Origin of the sequence: Atribacter sp. (assembly GCF_035418125.1) — a bacterium.
Lineage (GTDB): Bacteria > Atribacterota > Atribacteria > Atribacterales > Atribacteraceae > Atribacter > Atribacter allofermentans.
This window is the reverse complement of sequence record NZ_DAOLQM010000334.1, coordinates 1-1919: the sequence shown is the minus strand read 5'-3', so window position 1 is coordinate 1919 and position 1919 is coordinate 1. Positions and strand designations below refer to the sequence as shown.

At 35.7% G+C, this 1919-nt stretch carries 3 protein-coding genes; 2 read left to right on the top strand and 1 reads right to left on the bottom strand.

Features of this window, described 5'->3' with window-relative positions:
• The first annotated feature begins 2 nt into the window (after positions 1–2).
• Positions 3–140, top strand: coding sequence for a desulfoferrodoxin FeS4 iron-binding domain-containing protein (locus PLK24_RS11500; protein WP_349770685.1), 138 nt, complete (start codon positions 3–5; stop codon positions 138–140).
• A gap of 38 nt (positions 141–178) precedes the next feature.
• On the opposite strand, the gene PLK24_RS11145 is transcribed toward PLK24_RS11500, so the two are convergent.
• Positions 179–361, bottom strand: coding sequence for a hypothetical protein (locus PLK24_RS11145; RefSeq protein ID WP_324479150.1), 183 nt, complete (start codon positions 359–361; stop codon positions 179–181).
• A gap of 250 nt (positions 362–611) precedes the next feature.
• Here PLK24_RS11145 and PLK24_RS11140 point away from each other — a divergent pair, with 250 nt between their 5' ends.
• Positions 612–1727, top strand: a complete 1116-nt coding sequence (locus tag PLK24_RS11140) for a lysophospholipid acyltransferase family protein (RefSeq protein ID WP_324479148.1) — start codon at positions 612–614, stop codon at positions 1725–1727.
• Positions 1728–1919 lie beyond the last annotated feature (192 nt).

The window sequence follows — 1919 nt, the reverse complement described above, 5'->3', positions numbered from 1 at the left end:
TTATGCCAAAAGTTGAAAAAATTGGACAGGTTTTTGAGTGTAAAATATGTGGAAACGTAGTTGAAATAAAGGCAGTTGGTGGTGGTGAATTAATCTGCTGTGGTCAACCCATGGTACTGATTAATCAAGAAGCAAAGTAATTTTGAGGGTGGTTTCCCCCCACCCTCTTTCAGCTTTTCTATAGTTTTTCCGGCTGACAAAGACTGCTTGCCTGATTGGCAGCTCTTCCACACTTCCGACATATATATTGAGGATTCATGACTAATTTTTTAAAATCATCAAAATTCTGATTCATATACCCGTTGTATTGAAGGTGACAAAGATGCTTATCATGGCCTGGATGGGGCATTTCTTCTGTCATTGGATTAGTTCCTCCTTCACTGTATTTCTTAGTCTTGGTATATTATTATACCTTTGATTCCTTTAGGAACAAGTTAATTTCTTCATTTATCAATGAACCTTTTTGTAGTTTTTAATAATTTTTAATCAATTTTTCATCAATAATGTTCAATAAATTGATATAATCTAACGAAACTATAGCCTGTTCATTACCATTGCATTTCGAAACCAAGCACAAGCAAGAAATTAAAGGTTTAAACTGGTGATATAGTATGAGTTTACCAGCTGATACTCTTTTGTGGAAGATAGGGAAAAAGTGGGTTTCCCCTTTAGTAAATAAAATTTATCATATTGAATTTTCTGGAAAAATCCCCAAGCCACCATTTCTCCTTATCAGTAATCATGTCAGTCCGATCGATCCATTCTTTATTGCTCCTTATATTGATGATCCTATTTCCTGGGTTATTGCACAAATTTCCTTTCAAAACCCAATTGAGCGTTTTTTTCTCAAAAAAATAGGGGCAATCCAAAAGTTTAAATCTCGACCTGATCCTTCCATGCTTTATTCAATTTATGACATCTTAAATAATGGTGGAGTTGTAGGTCTTTTCCCCGAAGGAACCATTACCTGGACTGGTAATTTTCAAGATCATTTAATCTCTCCAAAAAGCATGAATAAGCTTATTCTCTCTCTTAATGTTCCCATTGTTGCGGCCTGTATTCAGGGAGCCTGGTTATCACATCCAGTTTGGGCAGATCGGGGGAGAAAACCTAAAATATTTGTTAATTTTAATACTTTCTCAGATTATTCAGCCATGGAATTTATCCATCATTCAGAATGGGAATGGCAAAAAAAATACCTTATTCCCTACCCCGGGAAAAGAAAAGCCCAAGGAATTGAGCGAGTACTCTGGATCTGCCCCCATTGCTCAAGTTTTCGTACTCTTTTTGGTAAAAAGGATGAGGTAATCTGTTTGTCCTGCCAAAATCGTTGGTTAGTCAATGATTCTGGCTTTATTGGAGGAAGAACATTGCCCGACTTATTTCATCATCAAATCGAGGTTTTTTCACAATGGGTTAACGATTTACCAAAAGCAACCTTCCCTTTAGTTAAGATATCCTTAAGAAATGATCGGACTACCCGTCTTATAAAAACCTTACACCAAAGATTAACTATTGAAAATGATGTCATTCAAATTGGAACAATACCCATGGATATTAAGAAAATTAAAGGAATTAATACCCATTTTCGCGATATTCTTGAATTCCGCTATGAAGATACCTTAGTTCGAATTAATAGCAAATATACTTCTTTCCTGCTTTATAATTGGATAGAAATCAGAAAAAAACAAATTTTTGGTCAATCAGCTAATGAAACTTATGTTTAAAAGATATATCATAATTAGGATAGACCTTCATGTTGCCTTGCAGCATTAAATGATAAAGAAAATATGTATATACTGTTCAATTTCCCCCTTTAGAAAAGGGGGTTAGGGGGAGTATTGGCGAAAGACGCCGAGGGGGAGAGGGGGAGAAAAAGAAGAAGGGAAGAGTGTCCAGGATGACGGATTAAAGACACC